Origin of the sequence: Candidatus Sororendozoicomonas aggregata, assembly GCF_031528575.1 — a bacterium.
Classification (GTDB): Bacteria; Pseudomonadota; Gammaproteobacteria; order Pseudomonadales; family Endozoicomonadaceae; genus Endonucleibacter; species Endonucleibacter aggregata.
In genome coordinates this window covers 22624-40138 of sequence record NZ_JAVLSP010000027.1, presented here as the reverse complement: position 1 = coordinate 40138, position 17515 = coordinate 22624, and the positions used below count along the sequence as shown (strand labels likewise).

Sequence of the window (17515 nt, the reverse complement as noted above, 5' to 3'; positions counted from 1 at the left end):
CTACGGGCGCTATTCTCGGTCAGGCTCCTAGGAGCCTGTCGGACTTAAGACAATTTCGGCCTAAAATCCAGAAAGTGCGAGAAAGTGCGAGAAAGTGCGGCCAGAATTTTATTATACATCCGGTGGAAGCAACATACTAAAATCAAACAGCTCCCGTCCATCACCCTCATCTTGTGACATATCTCCGGTGCCCATATTAAAATTTAATCGAGTTCCCATTTTACTCTCAACGAATGATTCGGTCCCGCTTTGATCGTGCACAACCGTTGTTATTGCATGGGGGGACTCACTTATTTCAACAGTAGCGGCGCCTTGGGTGGAGCTTATTCTGGCTACGGTGGAGACAATATTGTTCGTTGAGGTCGTCAGGGTATGTGTCATACAGGTAACCGGCCCCGCAAGCGGGTCATGCTCTACGCGCACCGCTAACTGGCAAGACTTATCACTGGAATGCTTCTTAGTCTTTAAATGATCGCGAAGCCCCCTGGCCGTTAAAAAGGATTTACCACAGGTTAAACAATCAAATTTCTTCCCTTCGTGGATCTTCTGGTGCTGCCTGAGTACTCTGGCTTGATTAAAGCATTTATTACAGACAGAGCATTGAAACAGTTTTTCCTCATTATGCTGTTTCTCGTGTTGCCTGAGATAACGACTCTGCGCAAAAGACTTACCACAGGTGCCGCATTTATGGGGCTTTTCTGAAGAGTGAGTAAGCTCGTGTTCCGTGCGGGTAGACGTTTTCGAAAAAAAACTATCACAGATACGGCATTTGTAACATTTTTCTCCCGCATGGCTTTTCATATGCTCAAAATAATAACTTCGAAACTCGAAAGTAATCTTGCATACATCACAGTAATAAGGCATCGCCACTCCTCTTTATAATCCCCACCATCAAAATCCCCACCATCGTCACTTCAAAACCATCGCCCCTGTGTTGTAAACAACGGTGAATATAAACCTAAAGCTAGTCTGAAATAGGCTTTAAAGAAAGATTCTCTGAGGAATTGCCATTACCTCCTGTCATCATCCATTGAGCACGCTCTTGATAAACCACACTAGCTATACCGTACAGTGAGGGTTCTCAACCGCTGTTTATAACCTTTTGTGAGCTGCAACCAGCAATAAAAGCTGTCTGTTTTGTACTGTTCACAAAAGATCATGAACAACATCTCGCTGGATTTGCTAAAATGCCCTGAGACGTTTCTACCTCCCCTTTAATAAATGAGGGCACACAATGACAACGGTCATTTCTGTGGTTCTTTCGTTCATGTTTGTTCTGTCCACAACGGTGGCAGCAGACACAACAAAACAGTCAGGCACCAAAACACAATCAGGCGCCAAGGTCGTCAAGCCTGTCCATGCCATTAGCCTTTACGGTGCGCCAAAATATCCCGCTTCGTTTACCCATTTTAATTACACCAACCCCGACGCCCCAAAAGGGGGAGAGCTCAAACAGGCTGCCATTGGTACCTTTGACACATTCAATCCGTATATAGACCGAGGCACGGCGGCGGCAGGCAGCGACTTGCTCTATGCCAGCTTGCTTGCCCGCTCATGGGATGAAACCCTCACTAAATATGGTCTTATCGCAGAATCTATTGAGCGCGCCCCTGACAACCGCTGGGTGGCCTACAACATCAATAAAAAAGCCCGGTTTCATGATGGCAAGCCTGTCACTGCCAACGATGTTAAATTCTCCTTTATGATTCTGCGTGAAAAGGGCTCAGCCTTCTATAAAAGCTTCTACCGTGAAGTAAAAAGTGTTGAAGTAACAGACCCTTACCGGGTGGTATTCTGGTTTAACAACCCAAACATTCGTGAGCTGCCTTTAATCCTTGGACAAATGCCTGTCATACCGGAACATTTCTGGAAAGATAAGGACTTTTCGTCCCCAGGGCTGCAGATTCCCGTGGGCAGTGGTCCGTATAAAGTGGCCAAGTTTGATGCGGGGCGGTCTGTTACCTATGAGCGTGTCAAAAACTACTGGGCCGCAAACCTGCCGGTAAATGCCGGGCGGAATAATTTTAACCAGCTACGTTATGACTATTACCGTGATAGCACCGTCGCAATTGAGGCATTGATCGCTGGAGATTGCGATATCAAGGTCGTCAGTGATCCCCGCATCTGGTATGACCAGATTCAAGACAGCGTATTGACAAAAAATAAAATGGCCCGCGAAACAATAAAAAATAGCAACCCACAATCCCTGATGATTACCTACAATACGCGCAAGCCTCTGCTGCAAGATAAACGTGTGCGTGAGGCCCTTGGCTATGCCTTTAATTTTAAGGCCATCAACCACAACCAGTTTCACGATATATACCATCGTGCCACCAGCTTTTTCTCCGGTACGCCCCTGGCATCCAGCGGCCTGCCTTCTGCCGGGGAACTGGCCCTGCTTTCCCCTTGGAAAGCCTCACTCCCTGCGGCGCTGTTTACCGAGCCATACCAGCCTCCTGGCAGTGAGTCCATCGACGAGCGAAGCAAGCTGAAAAAAGGACTCGACTTACTCAAGGCAGCAGGTTTCAAATTGCAGCATAACCAACAGGTGAAAGATGGCACTCCCTTAGTACTCGAAGCACTGGTCATGCAGCCAGACCATGAAAAAACCATGCTGTTCTTCCAGGACGGTCTGGCACGTCTTGGCGTAAAGTTGAACATTCGAAGCGTTGATCCGGCGCAATATATAGAGCGCCTGCGTAATCAGGACTTCGATATTATCATGCACACTTTTCCCCACACACCAAGTCCCGGCACAGAGCAAGCCAGCTTCTGGGGGTCCTCGACCGCCAACCAACACGGCACCCGTAATCTGGCAGGAAGCCATATGCCGGCAGTGGATGACCTGGCACAAAAAGTGGCCGATGCCAAAAACTACGAGGAGCTTAAAGCCAGCGTCCGGGCGTTGGATCGTGTGTTATTGTGGGAGCAATATACCCTCCCCCTCTGGTATCTTCCCGAATGGCCCGTTATTCATAAGCAAACACTCCAACACCCTGAAAATCCAGCCCCTTATGCGCTGGATATCATGACATGGTGGTTTAAACCCTAAGAGCTTGTCGGACTTATGCTTTCGAGCATAAAATTCAGAAAGCGCGGCGGCCTCCTTCTGCTGCCGTCATTCCGGTCCCAGCGGGAATGACCACTGAGTGTATTAACGCCAAACGGCTAAAGGCGCCAGGGACAAGCAAAATAAGGGGGCGATCAGGAATATCCGGGCTTGGGTTGATCATGGAAAATGTGGTTCCTGTACATTCCCTGTACAGGATGACGGGGCGGGGCGTATTTCAGATTTTCGCGACAGCCTCAATTAGCCAGGGGAGGATGTCAATGCATTGTCAAGATACCAATACTCCCTGTATAGTAGTGATTTAGAAGAAACTTAGAAAAATATGCGCAAGCCTTCAATAGAAAAAGCACAACAAGGTCTATAGTGAAGCGCAACGTACTTACTCACATCTTCAGAGTTTTTTATGGTTCTACACCGTTATGACTGGCTCCGGCCTTATCAGGTTATTATTTGCTTTTTTGTCCTGCTCTTCTTCTCCCAGGCAAATGCCCAACCTCAAACAGCATTAACAATACGTGGAGAACCAAAGTACAAAAAAGATTTTACCCATTTTGATTATGTTAACCCCGAGGCTCCCAAAGGGGGCAGCATAACCATGGCCGCCAGGGGCACCTTCGATAGCCTCAACCCTTACATTGAAAAAGGCACAGTCGCTTCAGGCATACAACTGATCTACGACACACTGATGACCCGTAGCCAGGACGAACCCTTCTCACACTATCCTTTGATTGCCAAATCTTACGAACGCCCCTCTGATAACACAAGTATCACCTTCCATCTGAACCCCGCAGCCCGCTTTCATGATGGGCATCCCATCACAGCCCGGGATGTCCAATACACATTTTCATTACTGACAATGAAAGGCTCGCCTTTTTATCGGACCTATTACAATGACGTCAAACAAGTCAACGTCCTCTCAGAACACAGTGTGCAATTTCTCTTTAAAGCCAATAGCAACCGTGAATTGCCACTGATTCTTTCAGAACTTCCGGTGTTACCCGCCCACTTCTGGGAAAAACCGGAAAACGATTTTGAACAAGCCAGTCTTACCTTTCCCCTTGGCTCTGGCCCCTATCGTATCGCTTCCGTTGAGGCCGGGAAATCAATACTGTACGAGCGGGTAAAAAACTATTGGGGCAAAGACCTGCCTGTCAACAAAGGACGCTATAATGCTGATCTGCGCCGTTTTGATTATTACCGTGACGAACAGGTCGCCATTGAAGCACTGAAAACCGGTGCCTATGACCTTCGCTTTGAAAATGTTGCGAAAAATTGGGCGCAGGCCTACGACACACCTGCCGCTGGGGCAGGTTTATTAACAAAAGAGGCCATCAAAACCCTGTCCCCAAAAGGGATTCAGGGCTTTGTCTTCAATCTGCGGGCTCCCCTGTTCTCAGATATAAGGGTGCGTCAGGCCATCACCTATGCCCTGGACTTTGAGTGGTTAAACCGCAATTTATTTTATGGCGGATACCATCGTGCTAACAGCTACTTCTCCAACTCTGACTTTGCTGCAACGGAACTACCCTCAGAAGAAGAACTGGCACTACTGTCTCCGTTCAAGGAACAACTGCCGCCCGGTCTGTTTTCGCAGCCTTTTTCCCTCCCTGTCACTGACGGCTCGGGTCGAAACCGAAAACAATTAAGTGAAGCCCTCCGCTTGCTGAAACAGGCTGGCTGGTCATTGAAAAATGGCAAGCTCGTCAATGCTAAAAACGAACCGTTAACCTTTGAGCTACTGTTTTTTGAACCGTCCATGGAACGCGTTATATTACCGTTCAAAAAAAATCTGGAGCAAATAGGTATCACCCTGACACCACGCTCCGTTGATATTTCCCAATATATCAATCGTCTTCGCAAGTTTGACTTCGATATGGTGCCTGCCGTCTTCCCACAGTCCAGTAATCCTGGCAATGAACAGCGTGATTTCTGGGGCAGCGAGGCCGCGGCAATACCCGGGAGCCGAAACCTCATGGGCATTCAGTCACCCGCCATTGATCAACTGATTGAAACCATCATCAGCGCTGACACCCGTGAAAAACTGACTATCGCAACACGGGCTCTCGACCGGGTACTACTGTGGGGATACTTTCTGGTGCCTCACTGGTACCTGCCCGAATCCCGGATTGTATACTGGCATCAGTTAAAGCGTCCCGAAAACACCCCACCTTTATATCAACTGGATATAGACACCTGGTGGATTGACCCTCAAAGCACATCGCTTGGTAGAGCGCCTGAACCTGGGGGCAGCAAGAATTATTACGTGTTGCTGATTGCTATTCCCCTCGCTGGTCTGGCCATAATTACTCTTGTCTTTATCAGGCGTCGCAGGAGCCAACTATGAGCAGTTATATTTTCCGTCGCCTGCTCCTGATGATACCCACACTGTTCGGTATTTTGTTAATTAACTTTGTCATTATTCAGGCTGCGCCTGGCGGTCCGGTTGAACAGATGATTGCCAAGCTGGAAGGCTTTGACACCAGTGCCACGGGCCGTATTGGCGGCTCCAGTTATTCGGAAGTACAACAAATGTCCATGGATGAATCCAGCGACTATCGTGGTCGGCGAGGGCTGAACCCCGAACTGATTAAAGACATTGAAAAGCTTTATGGTTTTGATAAACCTGCCCATGAACGCTTCTGGCTGATGATTGTTAACTACCTTCACTTTGATTTCGGCGATTCCTTTTTTCGGGACGCTAAAGTGGTTGACCTTATCAAAGAAAAACTCCCCGTCTCTATTTCTCTGGGGTTATGGAGCACGCTGCTGGTCTACTTGATCTCCATTCCCTTAGGCATTCGCAAAGCCGTCAAACACGGCAGTCGGTTCGATATTTGGTCCAGTACCATTATCACAACAGGTTATGCCATTCCGAGCTTTCTGCTGGCAATTCTCCTTATTGTCCTGCTCGCCGGAGGCAGTTACTGGAATATTTTTCCTCTACGTGGTCTCACATCCGATAACTTTGCCCAGTTGTCACTGGCGGGAAAAATCGTCGACTATCTCTGGCATATGGTACTGCCCATCTTTTGTCTGGTCATCAGTGGCTTTGCGACACTGACATTGCTGACCAAAAATTCATTCCTGGATGAAATTCACCGCCAGTACGTCCAGGCTGCCAGAGCGAAAGGCTTACCCGAAAACCGGGTACTTTATGGGCATATTTTCCGCAATGCGATGTTAGTGGTGATTTCCGGTTTCCCGGCGGCGCTGATTGGGATCTTATTTACCAATGCGCTACTGATTGAAATTATCTTTTCCCTTGACGGGTTAGGGCTTTTGGGTTACGAATCCGCCATTAACCGCGATTATCCGGTAGTCTTTGGTTCCCTGTTTATTTTCACCGTTATCGGCATGCTGGTAAAACTTGCTGGCGATTTAACCTATGTACTGGTCGATCCCCGGATTGATTTTGAGACCAGAAATTAACTCAGTGGCAACTGTAAAATGACTTTAAGCCTCCTCAATCAACGACGCTGGCAGAACTTTACCCGAAATCGCCGCGGTTATTTTTCATTCTGGCTGTTTCTGATTTTGTTTTTTACGACATTATTTGCCGAATTTATTGCCAACGAAAAACCGTTGGTCGTTTACTACGATGGCAGTCTGTATTTCCCTGTTTTCAAAATATACCCCGAAACAACTTTCGGCGGTGAATTTGAGCTTGAAACTGACTACCGTCAGGACTACGCCAAAAACCTGATCAATGCTAAAGGTTGGATGCTGTGGCCCCCGATTCACTACAGCTACGATACCATCAATTATGCCCGCGTCGCTCCAGCCCCCCCTTCACTGGATAACTGGCTCGGTACCGATGACCAGGGGCGTGATGTACTGGCACGGGTCATCTACGGGTTTCGAATTTCTATTTTATTCGGCCTCACTCTGACGGTGTTCAGTAGCATTATTGGTGTTGCGGCCGGTGCTGTACAGGGATTTTATGGCGGAAGAATCGACCTGTTCGGGCAACGATTTATTGAAATATGGTCAGGTATGCCCAGCCTTTATTTGCTGATTATTTTATCGAGTTTTGTTGAACCGGGCTTCTGGTGGTTACTGGGCATCACGTTACTGTTTCAATGGGTGGCTCTTGTGGATGTGGTTCGTGCCGAGTTTTTAAGGGGACGTAACCTGGAGTATGTCCGCGCGGCCAAGGCCCTGGGTATGGGCAATAGTCGCCTGATGTTCAAACATATTCTCCCCAATGCCATGATCGCCACCATTACCTTTATGCCTTTTATCCTCACCGGTGCCATCACTACGCTGACATCCCTGGACTTTCTTGGGTTTGGCCTCCCTGCCGGTTCACCGTCTCTCGGAGAACTCATTGCCCAGGGCAAAAATAACCTTCATGCCCCCTGGCTGGGAATTACTGCTTTTACTGTGATGTCAGTCATGTTGATTCTACTGGTGTTTATTGGTGAAGCGGCACGCGATGCCCTCGACCCCCGAAAATATTACATGGGCCATTAATGATGCCGCCATTACTGACTGTCAATGATCTCCATGTGCGCTTTGTCCAAAGTGAACAAATTATGCCCGCTGTCAAGGGTGTTTCCTTCTCACTTGAAAAAGGCAAGACCCTTGGGCTTGTGGGTGAGTCTGGCTCCGGAAAATCGCTTACGGCTCTTAGCATTTTACGTTTGCTTCCCGATAATGCTGAGCTGTGCGGACATATCACTGTGAATAACACCTCCATCGTCAATGCCAGTGACGCGCAGATCCGCCAGATTCGTGGCCATAAAGTCAGTATGATCTTTCAGGAACCCATGACAGCCCTTAACCCCCTGCACACCATTGAAAGGCAAATCAATGAAACCCTGATGCTGCACCTTGGCATGCCGGTGGAGGCGGCAACGAAAAGAACACTGGAGTTACTGGAGCTGGTCGGTATTAAACAGGCAAGCAGTCGTATGACGGCTTATCCCCATGAGCTTTCCGGTGGACAGCGCCAACGCGTGATGATTGCCATGGCACTGGCCTGTGAACCCGAATTACTAATCGCCGACGAACCTACAACAGCACTGGATGTAACAGTCCAACGACAAATACTCATGCTGCTTAAGGCATTACAAAAAAAACTGGGCATGGCGATTTTGTTCATCAGCCATGACCTTAACCTCATACAACATGTGGCTGATACTATCTGTGTCATGAAAGACGGTGTTATTGTAGAGAGCAATAATACTGAAGCCCTGTTTCAATCACCACAGCATGCTTATACGCGTGAATTGCTCAATGCTGAACCAACAGGGGAACCTGCCCCTTTAAACGGTAAAGCCAATCCTGTGCTGGCTTGCGAAAACCTGTCTATCTGGTTTCCGGTAAAACGCGGGTTACTCAAACGCACCATTGACCATGTAAAGGCCGTAACAGACATTTCCATGTCATTAAAAAAAGGAGAAACATTAGGCATCGTTGGCGAATCTGGCTCTGGTAAAACAACGCTTGGGCTGGCCCTGTTAAAATTGCTACCTGCTAAAGGACATATTGTCTTCCACGGGCAAAACGTAGCCGTTTTATCTCAAAAAGCCTACCGACCTTTGCGCGAGAAAGCCCAGATTGTGTTCCAAGACCCTTATGGCAGCCTGAGTCCACGAATGACTGTTGCTGATATTATCGGCGAAGGACTCGATATCCATCATACCTTGTCTGATAATGAACGCTCTGGGGCCATTGAGTCCGCATTACGGGATGTTGGACTTGAGCCTGCCTGCATGTCCCGATACCCCCATGAATTTTCCGGAGGGCAGCGCCAGCGTATCGCTATTGCCCGCGCCATTGTTCTCAGGCCTACGGTCATAGTACTGGATGAGCCAACCTCGGCGCTGGATCGAACAGTACAGTCACAAATCATTACCCTGTTGCGAGCGCTTCAGCAAAAGTATCAACTGAGCTACCTTTTTATCAGTCACGACCTTGCCGTTGTTAAAGCCATGAGTCACAGGATAATAGTCATGAGGGCGGGACGTATTGTGGATGAGGGGCAAGCAGGACAATTATTTCAAAACCCCAAACATCCCTATACTCAGAGACTGATAGACTCTGCCTTTTAAGGGTAGCCGCACGTCAGAAAATACCGGCAGTTCGTCGCTCTTGCGACAGCATGAACCCAGCACGACAGCAGCTCTGCGCCTTCGCGGGGATGATGGCGGTAAAAAATAAGTTGCCGCCAGCGGTGTTTATCAAGGAGAAAACAACGTTTAACTGATAAAATTAGGATAATGCAGATTCACTCAACATGACAAGGATGCAAACAGGATCCAACAGGACAACCCTATTTGGTACTCCTGTACGCATCATCAAAGGTATCCTCAGAATGTTCAGTTTCTCGTTTGAATCCGGTGCAAAGTTTATTGAAAAAGAGACAGGAGAAGCCTTTATATTGACAAGGATGCCCATCTGTAGTTCGCGTAAGCGTTCATCACACTTAAAAAGCAAGCACGCGTTTAAGCTATTTAAGCTGCCCAGCGAGAACAATAACGAGAATAGAAATAGAAATAGAAATAGAAACCAAAATAGAAATAGAAATCAAAATAAAAAAAAAGATGATGGATTGTGTGGGTCTAGCCATATTTCCATTATTCATCCCAGTGAAACGTCTGTTTACACAGGACGAGAGGGTAATATTGAATATTTTTATGCCAACTGTGACAATAATGACGTTAGACTATGTGTGCTGATGCTATTTATTGTCACTCATGAATTATACACAAGTTACGTTAATCACGTTTTTATAAAAAGACCGGAACTCAAGTATTTTGAGTTTATGCTATCGTCTGGTTTCTTCCCAAAGCTTAAAGATTTACTCGTCTTAAAGAAAAGGTATTATCACGCCTACGCTGGGGAAGTATTTGGAAGCATGAGGGCTCTTGACTACATTGATCTGCAGTTTAATCAGCTAAACTGGTCGACACCTTCAGAATCCTCGGAACCTGAAAAAGAAATGGAATGGCTTTTCAAAAGCATCATACAAAGGAATGAAATGTGGTCATGTCCTTCAGCCCTTCTGGAAAATAATTTACAGAGTGCCTTCGATAAATATTTTTACTGTGACTCCTCCGTTTGATCACTTCAAAACTATTATGATTTTTGCGACAGCGACACCACAAGCATCAACTTAACGACCTATTTATCCGTTACGCCCTTGCCATGGTTAAAACCATCAGTCATAGAATAACGGTCATAAGAGCAGGGCGTATTGTGGATATTATGGAAGAGAGGCAAACAGCATAATTATTTCAAAAACCTGACAATAACTACACGCAAAAACTGATAGATTATGCCTTTTAAATATGCATCATCAAAGGTACCTCAGAATGTTCAGTTTCTCATTTGAATCCGGTGCGCTGTTTGTTGAAAAAGAAACACGGGAAATCTTTAAATTGAAGCGGAAACCCATTAACACTATGGTTAAAAGCGCATCGCACATTCAAAGCAAGCACTCGTTTAAGATAATCAAGCTACCTAAAAAAGAAAATGAAAAAATAAAACTTTGTGGGAGTTGCCATGTCTCCATTATTCACCCCATTGACACGTTTATTTACACAGGACGGGAGGGTATTATTCAAAAATTTTATTCCGGCCATAAGAATAACATACGTCTGCTGTTGCTATTTATTGTCAGCCATGAATTGCACAATAGTTGCGTCACTAACGTTTTTATGAAGAAGCCAAAACTCAAGTCTTTTGACTTTATGCTATTTTGTGGCTTTCGGCCAAAGCTTCGAGATTTACCCGCCTCAAAGAAAGACTATCTTTCCATATACACTGGCAGGACATTTAAAAATATCAGCGATCATGATTACATCGAACAGAAGTTTGATGCGTTAGACTGGTCAATCTCGTCAGAATCGTCAGAGCTTGAGAAAGAAATGGACTGGTACGCCGAAAGCGAAAGCGACATACTCAAGGGTAAAGTCTGGTCATGTCATACAGCACACCTGGAAAACAACTTGAAGAACGCCTTCATTAAACATTTTGACTGCGAATCCATCATTTGAGCGGTTCAAGCCTGATATGACAGTAAAATCAGCGTCGTTCTTCGTACCTGCCACTGGGCTGGTGAATATTAATTCCCTGGTGTTCATCAATGTTGACCAAGACAGTCCATCGGAATCAAGCGCCGCTTCTGCGTTAGAATAGGGTATTGGTATTATCAGTGTTATGTAAAATCGCTGCCAGGGGTTGTGTGAAATAACTATACTGAACGAAGCGCCTTCAGACATACTTATTGCTAAGATTGTATGTAGTAGTCACAACCTCACCTTGCATCAGTTTTTTTCTATCAGAGACTCTTCTTGTCGTTAAATAGCAGCCCATTCACTTCTGAACAGTAACTTTCTATCCTCCGCCTTCGTTCATCTTCACTACACGCAGACGTTTAAGACCACTTCAAAGCTTCAGCTAATCGACACAGGTACTGTCACAATGTTACATTTCTCATTTCCTTGCGGTACACGTTTTATTCAAAAAAAGCCGGATTACACCACACGTTTTACTGAAGAAGAGAAGCGGCCAGAGGCAAAGGCAGAAAGATGCTTCCTATTGAAAAGAGACCCGACCAAGCATCTTAGTTACAATGAATTCTATGGGATTGTCCATGAATTCGTGATACTTGAGGGAGCCGAAGAATACGCGAAAGTCTCTTACCTTATTTCACTCGATAATATCAGTGCTTATATCAAATTAACTGTGATCAAAAAATCCAAGGACTTCAATGATGAACTACTTGCGTTAATGCTGTTTATTAGCAGTGGTGATCTGTTCATCAGTCAGGTGAGCTACATGTACATGGCAGCACCTTCTGTCGAAAACTTCGTATTTATGGCGTCCCACGGTTTATTCCCACGGAGCGGAAGAGATATTCCTCTCTATCGAATAAACCAGTCTGTAATTGAGTCCAACGGCGATCCTATAAAGGCTATGAAAGATTCAAACTACTTGGATAAAATGTATAAAGTGTTTGACTGGCCGAAAAAATGGGACGATTTGTCAGAAAAACCCATGGAATGGTCTTGTGACGACTTGCCATTAAGAGGAGAAGTCTGGGCATGCCCTTCAGCCGTACTACAAAAAAATTTGCGGGGCATTATCAATGAGTGGTTTGACTGTGAATCAGTCGTTTGAGCACGTCAACATCTATTATGACAAATACTCGATAAACCACCGTCAACTCCGGGCCATACAGTCGCGACGCCATACTCTGTTGCGAGGGCTTCAGCAAAAGTATCACATCGACTCTTTTAACTGCGCTTAACACTGACTAGCTGAACGCCAGCAATGCCTCGCCCCCCTGGCAAAGCAAGCTTTACTCATCGTTTTTCCTCTGTGCCCGGTTTGAGAGGGGTTCATATTCCATACCTGAGCAACAGGCAACGACATGAAAATATTGTCGTTATTCATGTTTATTTTTATTGCCAGTTATTAACCGTACCATAGCTCTGTTAACTAAGAAGATAAAACACTGAAGGGAAAACCATTACCATGCCCGTTTGCGCTAATGTAATATAATTTACACAACACTTTCAATAAATATTACTGCGCATACACAGTTTGAATACGTCAAAAACTATTATGATAAATACCGGATAAACAACACCGTATTTATACCGAAAATTAATTCGCAAAATATTACCCTACTACCACAGCTTTAGCCAAAGGTACCCCCAGTATGCTCAACTTCTCATTTGAACCTGACACACATTTCACTGATAAAAAAACAAAAAAAACCTTTAGATTTGACCGAAAATACACCGGCAGCATAATTGTCGGCCCATCACACACTAAAACTACACATTTATACGAGGTATTTCAGAAGCTCCAATCATTGGGATACACTTATGTCACCATTGAACATTCCTATATACAACCACGCTTGGGTTATAATGAACGACAGGCTATTATTAAAAGGTCGCATGTAATAAACGACGACATAACAAGTAATGAAAAAAACAACAAAATACTTTCACTATTGCTGTTCATTGTCAGTTATGAATTGAGAAGAAACGGCATTAACTACGTGTATATGAATGCACCATCGTTACTTTTTTCTGATTTCATGCTATCCCATGGTTTCCGCCCGTATTATCAAGATTCCTCTGACGTAAGGAAAGCATTACTTTCCCCGTTGATTGCCCCATATACCGGCGAGCAACCGGTGGGCACTGTTGATCGTTCGCAACTCAAGCAGGAATTTGATGAGTTTACCTGGTCAAAAACATCAGACTTATCATCATCCCAAGAAGAAATGGGCTGGTTTTTCAAAGGCGACTCCTCGAAAAATGAACAATCCCGGAAACGTGGAGAATGGTTGTGTGCTTCAGCGGTATTGCATCATCATGCTCAGATAATTTTCGATAAATATTTTTACTGTGAATCGTCCATTTAAGCGCGTCAAAAACGATCATATTGCTACTGAATTTATCAACTTCGGCGCTGGATCGAACAGTGCGGTCACAAATCTTTACCCTGTTGGGACAGTTTCAGCACAAGCATCAACTTAGCGACCTATTTATCAGTTACGCCCTTGCCATGGTTAAAGCCACGAGTCATAGAATAATGGTCATAAGAGCTAAGCGTATGTGGAAGTGGGGCAAACAGCACAATTATTTCAAAACCCTGGTAACCCCCATACACAGGGACGGGTAGGCGTGAGCTTTTAAAAAGCAGTAATGATAAGATTAAACGATGATATAAAATCAGTTAACGTCAGAAAGATATATAACAGGCACTCACAGGATGACTATAATTATATCTAATTTATTGATCAAAAATGATGAATCCAAAATGTTTACTATTCTATTTACATCAGGTACCCGTTTCATTGAAAAAAACACGGAGAAACCCATTACATTTTTTAGGAGGAACGTTACTAAATACCACGATGGAGGCAGATCTGTCGTGAATAACTTCAGGCTATACCAACCTAAAATAGATCAAAGAACAGATAAACCCACAAGTGAACTAGAAGAATGTGGTTTTGCCCGTGTTTCCATGTTTCAGCTTAACTCACTTTCCCGAGTGGGCACTATTCGTGATTTGGATATTCATAGTTTGTACGGAGAAGAAGAAGAAAATAAACAAGCGACTCTTTGCCTGTTGTTATACATTGCCTGTCATGAAATGTACAAGAACTTTGTCAATTTAGTGTATACAGGAATACCAGAGTACGATTTTGATGATTTTATGTATACCCTGAATTTTCGCCCAATTACATATCACAAAGCCATTCAGTACGCATTTTTCAGTTTGACCGGAACTCGCTGGGAGAGGAATCTTGAAGAAATGTGCTGGTATACCAAAGACAAAGGAGAGACTCGCTGGGGTGAATGGGTGTCTCCTTTAGCGTTAGTCCATTTTAATTTAGAGAACAGTGTTACTGAGTATTTTGACTGTGAATCCAGCGTTTGAACACGTCAAAAATGATGACGATGACAATCTATCAACATTAGCCCGACTACTTCCAGTAAGCCATCGGTAGTATCAGTGCTATGTAAACCCGCTGCTAAGCCTTATGCAATGACTATAATGAGTCAATAACACCCCAGTACATGGTTTCAATGAGTTTGACGGATTGTCGTTATCATAAGCCTCCGCACTCCGTTCGTCCTGAGCCTGTGGAAGGGCGTAAACTCAGGCCATGACAAATCGTGCCAAACACCCTTCGACTCCGCTCAGGATGAACGGAGATGGTACACGTCAATCTCATTGAATTGATGTACTAGCTTTCTATCTTCCCCTTCCCTTGATCTTCCCTACGCGCAGACGTTTAAGACAACTTCCAGGGCCACAGTCACCTGACACAGGTACTTCCACGATGATAGTTTTTTCATTTCCTTGCGGTACACGTTTCACTCAAAAAAAGAAAAAGGCGAAAACGGAAAGAGGCTTCATATTGAAAAGACAGGACGTCTGGCAACTTAACAACCCTTGCATTCGGTTCTCACATGAGTTTGAACTACTTGAGGGACACAAAAAATGTGGAAATGCCAGTTTCCTCATGACACCCAACCCAATGCCAACGCCTTCCTATGCCTTAGTCAACTTCGGTGTAATTGATAGCGATGAGCTCAGCGAAGAACTCGTCGCATTGTTGCTGTTTATAATCAGTGGTGATTTGTCCATCAGTCAAGTGAGTTCCCTGTTTATGCCGCCACCTCCCACCCGGTATTTTCCATTGATGGTGTCCCACGGTATTTCCCCGGGGTTTAAGGATATGCCTGGCTATCTGTTAGACCAGCCTATAGAGGAGTCCAATGGCAATCCATTTAAGGTTATAAAAGGCTATTTATCCCTTAAAAAAATGTATGCCATATTTGACTGGCCGAACAGCCTAGACTCCTGGTCAACAAAACCAATGGACTGGCATTGGAAAGACATGCCCCAAAAGACAAGGAAATCGATCTGGACATGCCCCTCAGCGTTACTGCAAAAAAATTTGCAGGGCATTATCAATGAATGGTTTGACTGTGAGTCAACCGTTTGAGCACGTCAAAAATGCCAAAATTAGCGCAATAAAAATGCTTTTTTAATGCTCCGGGACCCGTAACGAGTATGCTATGGAACGCGTAAGGGCATCAACTATTCCCCCCTTTTGCAACCGAGAACTCACAGCATGACTTGGCATTAACAGTAAACCTGATGGCTTTGTCAGGTTAAGGCTGAAACGGACATATCAATGTTGTGTAAAATCAGTGCTAACTCTTATATATAAGGACTATACTTTATAGAACGCAACCGCAAGCTCACTTATTCAAACTTAGTGCTAGAACTGAAGAACATGTTTTAGCAATAGTCTTAAAAGCCGTGCTGCCGCAAGCTGCGGAAAATGGGTCTAAAGTTCGTTTAAAAACGTAAAGTGGCAAGCTATTCGGCTGTCAGAATGGACTTTTCTTGCTTGCTTGGTTTCTCTAACCCGGATATTTCATAAACTGCCCTGAGAATCGCGGCTCTAAGGGATTTTGCGAAGGAGCGCCCACCGGGGAGTACGGTCGACTGAGCAAAACGCCCTTAGAGCCGCAAGGAGCAAGCAAGGCCAGGAGCATGTTTATGAAATATCCGGGCTAAATCCTCACTACGCAGACACTCTATAGACGACTTCAGACAAGGACTATTTTTGACGGTAACTGGCTTCACAAACATCAGCTATAACCTGTGAGGGCTTTATTACATCCACTGGAAGTATTTAGTCGCTTTTTTTTAAAAAATTACTACCAAAGCTTCACTCCCTCAAAAAAGGTATTTTCAGGATGTTAAATTTTTCGTTTCCCTCCAGCGCGCGTTTTTTTCAAAAAAAAAGGGGGAGAACCTTTATATTGAGAAGAGGACGCACCAAATCCTGTAATATCACTTCACGCTTTATGATCACACACCATTTTGAGATATACCGTAAGTCCGAAAAACACGGCACCAGCATCAAGTATGGAACCGGCCTTTTCAGTATTTATCCCGTCTCAGCAGAGGCCTACATCGATGCAAAAACCGTCAACCGCGACCCCGAGCTGCTGGCATTGCTGATGTTTATTGGCAGCAGTGACCTATCCCTCAACCGGGCGAATTTTATTTCTATATCGCCACCATCCTCTGAGCTGTTCAACTTTATGGCCTCCTACGGCTTTTCTCCCAGGCTTGAAGAGAATATCCATAAACTCGTGGCAGAACAGGTGCTCGACTCCAAAAGCGCTATCGATCTGTATGAGTGTATGACTGAGTATAATGCCCTTATGGATAAATACGAAGATTTCGGCTGGGCATCTTATCCACTCTCATCATGCACAGTCCCGACAGACTGGTTTTACGAAAGCAAATCACCCAATTATGAGGTTTGGTCATGCCCTTCAGAGGTACTGCAAGAGAATCTGAAGATCAATGTCTACGAATGGTTTGACTGTGATTCAGCCGTTTAACGCCGTTTCCCCTGGAGGAACCAACGGTACTCAGGGAAAATTAAAAATAATCAACTGCTGAAAAGTGCTGTCAGGCGTCAATGGATAACCCTCGGTCAGATGTCATTCCCGCAATAACGGAATGATAACAACGCGAGCCAAATAAACATTAGCACTTGGCGAAACTACGCTCTTTCTTTCGCCGTATTTACCCGCAGAGGGCGGCCTGCCAGCTCTTTGCCGTTCATAGCCATTGCTGCCGCGGCTTCTTCTTCTTTTGAGTAGGTGATAAAAGCAAACCCTCGTGAACGACCCGATTCGCGGTCCCTCATCAGCTTTATATCATCAACGCAACCGTACTCAGAAAAGGCAATATCAAGATCCTGCTCATCGGCACTGTAGGCTAAGTTTCCAACGTATAATGTCTTATTTTCCATGAAACATTAACTCTGTTCATCATTATTGGTTCATCAATGACCCATACAAACCAGCCAAGACCCTTTCAGGCTCTCATAAATAAAAAGTACTGTCTATATTCCTCTGCCCACTGTGCCACATC

The 17515-nt window shown here is 45.0% G+C and carries 14 protein-coding genes; 12 read left to right on the top strand and 2 right to left on the bottom strand.

Annotated elements, in window-relative coordinates:
• Positions 1 to 111 precede the first annotated feature (111 nt).
• On the bottom strand, positions 112 to 864 hold the full coding sequence (locus tag V4C51_RS07375) for a C2H2-type zinc finger protein (protein ID WP_330925501.1): 753 nt from the start codon (positions 862 to 864) through the stop codon (positions 112 to 114).
• 370 nt (positions 865 to 1234) lie between these two features.
• Between V4C51_RS07375 and V4C51_RS07370 the strand changes: the two genes are divergently transcribed.
• From V4C51_RS07370 to V4C51_RS07315, 12 genes are all read left to right on the top strand, one after another.
• Positions 1235 to 3052 carry an extracellular solute-binding protein gene (locus V4C51_RS07370; protein ID WP_330925500.1) on the top strand — a complete coding sequence of 606 codons (1818 nt, stop codon included), beginning with the start codon at positions 1235 to 1237 and terminating at the stop codon, positions 3050 to 3052.
• A gap of 421 nt (positions 3053 to 3473) precedes the next feature.
• Positions 3474 to 5414: an extracellular solute-binding protein gene (locus tag V4C51_RS07365; RefSeq protein ID WP_330925499.1), complete on the top strand. Its 1941-nt coding sequence runs from the start codon at positions 3474 to 3476 to the stop codon at positions 5412 to 5414.
• Positions 5411 to 6499 carry a microcin C ABC transporter permease YejB gene (locus V4C51_RS07360; protein WP_330925498.1) on the top strand — a complete coding sequence of 363 codons (1089 nt, stop codon included), beginning with the start codon at positions 5411 to 5413 and terminating at the stop codon, positions 6497 to 6499. Before V4C51_RS07365 ends, V4C51_RS07360 begins: the two co-directional genes overlap by 4 nt.
• Positions 6500 to 6517: 18 nt before the next feature.
• Positions 6518 to 7543 carry an ABC transporter permease gene (locus V4C51_RS07355; protein WP_330925497.1) on the top strand — a complete coding sequence of 342 codons (1026 nt, stop codon included), beginning with the start codon at positions 6518 to 6520 and terminating at the stop codon, positions 7541 to 7543.
• Positions 7543 to 9126: an ABC transporter ATP-binding protein gene (locus V4C51_RS07350; RefSeq protein ID WP_330925496.1), complete on the top strand. Its 1584-nt coding sequence runs from the start codon at positions 7543 to 7545 to the stop codon at positions 9124 to 9126. Before V4C51_RS07355 ends, V4C51_RS07350 begins: the two co-directional genes overlap by 1 nt.
• 263 nt (positions 9127 to 9389) lie before the next feature.
• Positions 9390 to 10139: a hypothetical protein gene (locus V4C51_RS07345; RefSeq protein ID WP_330925495.1), complete on the top strand. Its 750-nt coding sequence runs from the start codon at positions 9390 to 9392 to the stop codon at positions 10137 to 10139.
• Positions 10140 to 10389: 250 nt separating this feature from the next.
• Positions 10390 to 11073, top strand: coding sequence for a hypothetical protein (locus V4C51_RS07340; RefSeq protein WP_330925494.1), 684 nt, complete (start codon positions 10390 to 10392; stop codon positions 11071 to 11073).
• A gap of 427 nt (positions 11074 to 11500) precedes the next feature.
• Positions 11501 to 12199 (top strand): hypothetical protein, encoded by a 699-nt coding sequence (locus tag V4C51_RS07335; RefSeq protein ID WP_330925493.1) that lies wholly within the window; start codon positions 11501 to 11503, stop codon positions 12197 to 12199.
• A 544-nt stretch (positions 12200 to 12743) separates the two neighbouring features.
• The gene (locus tag V4C51_RS07330; protein WP_330925492.1) at positions 12744 to 13460 is read left to right on the top strand and encodes a hypothetical protein; all 717 of its coding nucleotides are present in this window, start codon (positions 12744 to 12746) and stop codon (positions 13458 to 13460) included.
• Between the two features lie 350 nt (positions 13461 to 13810).
• Positions 13811 to 14482, top strand: a complete 672-nt coding sequence (locus V4C51_RS07325) for a hypothetical protein (protein WP_330925491.1) — start codon at positions 13811 to 13813, stop codon at positions 14480 to 14482.
• 589 nt (positions 14483 to 15071) lie between these two features.
• Complete coding sequence (locus tag V4C51_RS07320; protein WP_330925490.1) at positions 15072 to 15557, top strand: hypothetical protein; 486 nt, start codon at positions 15072 to 15074, stop codon at positions 15555 to 15557.
• A gap of 829 nt (positions 15558 to 16386) precedes the next feature.
• Positions 16387 to 16977: a hypothetical protein gene (locus V4C51_RS07315; protein WP_330925489.1), complete on the top strand. Its 591-nt coding sequence runs from the start codon at positions 16387 to 16389 to the stop codon at positions 16975 to 16977.
• A 164-nt stretch (positions 16978 to 17141) separates the two neighbouring features.
• Here V4C51_RS07315 and V4C51_RS07310 read toward each other — a convergent pair whose 3' ends face one another.
• Positions 17142 to 17393: an RNA recognition motif domain-containing protein gene (locus tag V4C51_RS07310; protein WP_330925488.1), complete on the bottom strand. Its 252-nt coding sequence runs from the start codon at positions 17391 to 17393 to the stop codon at positions 17142 to 17144.
• Between the last annotated feature and the right edge of the window lie 122 nt (positions 17394 to 17515).

Bases quoted from the DNA above. Each gene is read 5' to 3' on its own strand.
- V4C51_RS07325 (WP_330925491.1), top strand. From the start codon at position 13,811: ATGACTATAATTATATCTAATTTATTGATCAAAAATGATGAATCCAAA.
- V4C51_RS07355 (WP_330925497.1), top strand. From the start codon at position 6,518: ATGACTTTAAGCCTCCTCAATCAACGACGCTGGCAGAACTTTACCCGA.
- V4C51_RS07350 (WP_330925496.1), top strand. From the start codon at position 7,543: ATGATGCCGCCATTACTGACTGTCAATGATCTCCATGTGCGCTTTGTC.
- V4C51_RS07330 (WP_330925492.1), top strand. From the start codon at position 12,744: ATGCTCAACTTCTCATTTGAACCTGACACACATTTCACTGATAAAAAA.
- V4C51_RS07360 (WP_330925498.1), top strand. From the start codon at position 5,411: ATGAGCAGTTATATTTTCCGTCGCCTGCTCCTGATGATACCCACACTG.
- V4C51_RS07340 (WP_330925494.1), top strand. From the start codon at position 10,390: ATGTTCAGTTTCTCATTTGAATCCGGTGCGCTGTTTGTTGAAAAAGAA.
- V4C51_RS07365 (WP_330925499.1), top strand. From the start codon at position 3,474: ATGGTTCTACACCGTTATGACTGGCTCCGGCCTTATCAGGTTATTATT.
- V4C51_RS07310 (WP_330925488.1), bottom strand. From the start codon at position 17,393: ATGGAAAATAAGACATTATACGTTGGAAACTTAGCCTACAGTGCCGAT.
- V4C51_RS07345 (WP_330925495.1), top strand. From the start codon at position 9,390: ATGTTCAGTTTCTCGTTTGAATCCGGTGCAAAGTTTATTGAAAAAGAG.
- V4C51_RS07370 (WP_330925500.1), top strand. From the start codon at position 1,235: ATGACAACGGTCATTTCTGTGGTTCTTTCGTTCATGTTTGTTCTGTCC.
- V4C51_RS07320 (WP_330925490.1), top strand. From the start codon at position 15,072: ATGACACCCAACCCAATGCCAACGCCTTCCTATGCCTTAGTCAACTTC.
- V4C51_RS07335 (WP_330925493.1), top strand. From the start codon at position 11,501: ATGTTACATTTCTCATTTCCTTGCGGTACACGTTTTATTCAAAAAAAG.
- V4C51_RS07375 (WP_330925501.1), bottom strand. From the start codon at position 864: ATGCCTTATTACTGTGATGTATGCAAGATTACTTTCGAGTTTCGAAGT.